The organism is Kitasatospora sp. NPDC057542 (genome assembly GCF_042801945.1).
GTDB lineage: Bacteria > Actinomycetota > Actinomycetes > Streptomycetales > Streptomycetaceae > Kitasatospora.
This window is the reverse complement of record NZ_JBHVFE010000655.1, coordinates 1-3,788: the sequence shown is the minus strand read 5'-3', so window position 1 is coordinate 3,788 and position 3,788 is coordinate 1. Positions and strand designations below refer to the sequence as shown.

The window sequence follows — 3,788 nt, the reverse complement described above, 5'->3', positions numbered from 1 at the left end:
ACGCCGTACTCGTCCAGCTCCGACAGGAGGCCGTCCACGCCCTCCCGGTCGGTGGTGTGGTCGTCCGCGAAACGACGGTCACCCGTCGCGTCCGGGACGTGCTTCACACAGACAACGATCCTCAAGCTCACGGCCTTGTCTCCTGTACTGGTCTCGTCCGGCGGCTGCGGCGGTGCAAGCGGGCGCGAACACGGCACGCACCCGCTCCGGGCAGCGAATTCCCGTGCCGGTCCGGAACTTCCTGGCAGCATACTCGCCGGTAGCGCAGCGGTCACTACTGGCCAGTAGCTTATGCCGTGCGGCTGCTCCGCCGCCTGCGCCCATCCTGCCCCAGCCCGAGGCCGACTCCACCCGAGGGGGCGGAACTCGTGCGGCCGGATTGCTCACACCACGCGACCGAGCGCCGCGATCACGTCCACTCTGCGCGGCTGCCCCGCCGCCCGCCGCACCACCCGGCCCTCCCCGTCCAGCACCAGGACGGTCGGCGTCCGCCGGACCTCCAGCCGGCGGACCAGCTCCAGCCGCTCCTCTGCGTCCACCTCGACGTGCTCGACCCCGTCGACCATCCCGGCCACCTCGGAGAGCACCCGCCGGGTGGCGCGGCAGGGCTGGCAGAAGGCCGTCGAGAACTGCACCAGCGTCGCCCGCGCGCCGAGCGGCCCGCCCAACTCGGCCTCCGACAGCCGTTCCGCCCCGTCCTCGGCGCTCACTCCCAGCCTCCCGTCACCCCCGGCCCGCAGCGGACCGGGCCCGGCCGCCGTCGAAGCACGACAACGCGGGCCGCCGGCCCGCTCGTCCCTCCAGTCTGCGGCAGCGCCCGCGGCGCCCGAAACACGGTCGACCGCCGGGGTCGGCCTGCGCACCGGCAACTGCGCGCTCCTTGCCGCCCAGACACTCGTCTTCGCCCTCGGTGCGTTCGGCGGTCTGCGCCTGGCTCCGTACGTCCGACTGCGCGCCCAGGGCCGCCTCACCGTCGGCGCCTGATACCGACGACACCGGGCAACGGAAAAGTTCCCGTGGGAATTCATCACGGAGATCACACCGCCAATAGTCGCCTGACCGCACGGCTCAGGTGACAGCAGGCACTCGTTCGGGGGATCATCTCCGTGAATCACCCGTGACCGCCGCGGAGTGCCGTGCTCCGGTCGGCACCGCCCGCACAACGGAGCGGGTACCCGCCGAACCGGGCTCCGGCCCGTGGAAGTCAGGACTGACCGTGGCAGAGTTCGTGTACCCGCCGGTGATCGGCGCCGCACTCACCGCCTTCCGCGCTCTCGACGCGCGGATCAAGATCGTGGGCGCCGAACACATCCCCGCCAGGGGGGGAGCGGTACTGGTCAGCAACCACATCAGCTACCTCGACTTCCTCTTCGCGGGCCTCGGCGCGTACCGCGGCGGCAAGCGCAAGACCCGCTTCATGGCCAAGGACGACGTCTTCAAGCACCGGATCTCCGGCCCGCTGATGCGCGGCATGAAGCACATCCCGGTGGACCGCACCGACGGCCAGCCCGCGTACGAGGCCGCCGTGCGCGCCCTCAAGGCCGGCGAGGTGGTCGGGGTGTTCCCCGAGGCCACCATCAGCCGCTCCTTCATGCTGAAGAAGTTCAAGACCGGCGCCGCCCGGATGGCCGCCGACTCGGGCGCCCCGCTGCTGCCCGTCGTGCTCTGGGGCACCCAGCAGCTCTGGACCAAGGGCCGCCCGAAGACCCTCACCAAGCGGCACGTCCCGGTCACCATCATGATCGGCGAACCGATTCACCTCGGGCCGAACGACAAGCCGGTGATGGTCACCCGACGGCTGCGCGCCGCCATGAGCGAGATGCTCGACCAGGCCCAGCGCGAGTACCCCGGCAAGCCCTCCGGCCCGGACGACGCCTGGTGGCTGCCCGCCCACCTCGGCGGCACCGCGCCCACCCTGGAGGTCGCCGAGGCCGAGGACGAGGCGGAAGCCCTCGCGAAGGCCGAGCGCCGCGCCGCCCGGGGCTGATCCCCCTCTCCGCCTCCGTCCTCCCATTTCCGCCTCCAGCCCGCGTCTACTCCGTGCGACCGACCGAACGCGGTCCGTCGCGTGTCGCCCGGCCGCCGAAGCTCCCCGTCTGACACAGTGACAGCTCCTTTCAGGGGCCTTCGTCCTGAATCCGCGGCGGGGGCACACGTCGGAACGGTCGAAAGGCTCGGAGGCGGAGATGGCAAGGATCACCACCGGCACACGACAGTCAGCCACGGGCAGAGCCCGCACTCGCGCGAGCGCCGGTGCGGGCCTTCTGCTTCTGGGCACCCTGCTCACCGGCTGCGGGGCCCAACCCGGGGAGATCCCACTCTCGGAGATCCGGCCGGAGACCCCTACCGCCACCCCCGCGGCGACACCCGACCTGGTCGACGCTGCCGTCGGATCGCCCGCGGCCGCCGTGCACAACGGGCTGATCGTCAGCCGCGCCTACACCGACGCCTCCCGCACCAGCAGCGCGATCGTCACCCTCTCCCCCGACGGCAGCGGCCAGCGCCAGGTCACCCAGCCGCCGGCCCGCGCACTCGACGACCGCCCGGACTGGTCACCCGACGGCACCACCATCGCCTTCGACCGCACCGACCCTCAGAACGGCACCGCCCGACTCTGGACCGTCCCCACCGCCGGTGGCCCCGAGCACCAGGTCAGCCAGCTGTGCGACGGCGGCACCGCCGACTGCACCAACGAGGACGAACGCGCCCCCGCCTTCTCCCCGGACGGCAAGCAGGTCGCCTTCAGCCGCTCCTGGGGCGCCCTGGACTCGTCCGGCAGCCACCAGGTCCAGTACTCGGACCTCTATCTGATGAGCCCCGAGGGCACCGACGTCCAGCGGCTCACCTTCCTCACCAACGACAAGCCTTACTCCGGAGCAGTCAGCAACCCCAGCTGGTCCCCCGACGGCAAGCAGCTCACCTTCGAGTACCGCACCAGCGCCACCGGGCAGCCCGCCAACAGCCGCGCCATCTACGTCGTGAGCGCGGACGGCACCGGGCTGCGGCAGCTCACCCCCTGGGAACTGCGCGCCGGCGACCGTGCGGACTGGTCCCCCGACGGCACCCGGATCCTCTTCACCACCTACCCGGCCGGCCCCGACAACGCCCCCGGCGGCGGCATCTACACCATCCACCCCGACGGCAGCGCCATGGGAGCCCTCACCCCCGCGCCCTCGAACACCTTCTACGGCACAGCCGCCTACGCGCCCGACGGCAACTCCATCGTCTTCGCCCAGGCCCCCGCGGGCGCGGGCACCGACCTCTACAGCATGCGGTCCGACGGTACGGGCGTCGCCCGTCTCACCAACAGCGCGGACAGGTGGCTCAGCCGACCGGCCTGGGGGACGGCGGAGGCCACGGCCGCTCCCACCGATCCGGATCAGGCACCGGGTCAGGCGTCGGAGCAGCCACCGGCTCAGGCACCGGACCAGCCATCGGACCAGGCACCGGACCAGGCACCGGACCAGGCACCGGACCAGGCACCGGACCAGGCACCGGACCAGGCACCGGACCAGGCACCGGACCAGCCATCGGATCAGCCATCGGATCAGGCACCCCAGGCTCCCCAAACGCCGCCGACTGATACCCAGCAGCCGGCCGCGGCCCAGGGACAGGCCTCCACCGACCAGCCGCAGCCTGGGACGGAATCCGAAGCCGAATCCGACGCCGAGTCCGACGAATAGATCGTTCAGCTCCGGAAATGCGAAGAACCCCCATCCGGGTCCCGGATGGGGGTTCTTTCTGAAGAATTGTTCGGCGGCGTCCTACTCTCCCACAGGGTCCCCCCT

At 71.8% G+C, this 3,788-nt stretch carries 3 protein-coding genes and 1 pseudogene; 2 read left to right on the top strand and 2 right to left on the bottom strand.

The genetic code is table 11. From position 1 onward, the window contains the following. Positions 1-131, bottom strand: a pseudogene (locus ACFU7Y_RS41565) (electron transfer flavoprotein subunit beta); the annotation flags it as partial. Positions 132-383: 252 nt separating this feature from the next. Then, positions 384-716, bottom strand: a complete 333-nt coding sequence (locus ACFU7Y_RS41560; protein WP_224284756.1) for a thioredoxin family protein — start codon at positions 714-716, stop codon at positions 384-386. 500 nt (positions 717-1,216) lie between these two features. On the opposite strand from ACFU7Y_RS41560, the gene ACFU7Y_RS41555 reads away from it, so the two are divergent. Further along, positions 1,217-1,987 carry a 1-acyl-sn-glycerol-3-phosphate acyltransferase gene (locus ACFU7Y_RS41555; RefSeq protein WP_224284755.1) on the top strand — a complete coding sequence of 257 codons (771 nt, stop codon included), beginning with the start codon at positions 1,217-1,219 and terminating at the stop codon, positions 1,985-1,987. 199 nt (positions 1,988-2,186) lie between these two features. Further along, positions 2,187-3,683 (top strand): hypothetical protein, encoded by a 1,497-nt coding sequence (locus ACFU7Y_RS41550; protein WP_380771599.1) that lies wholly within the window; start codon positions 2,187-2,189, stop codon positions 3,681-3,683. Positions 3,684-3,788: the final 105 nt, after the last annotated feature.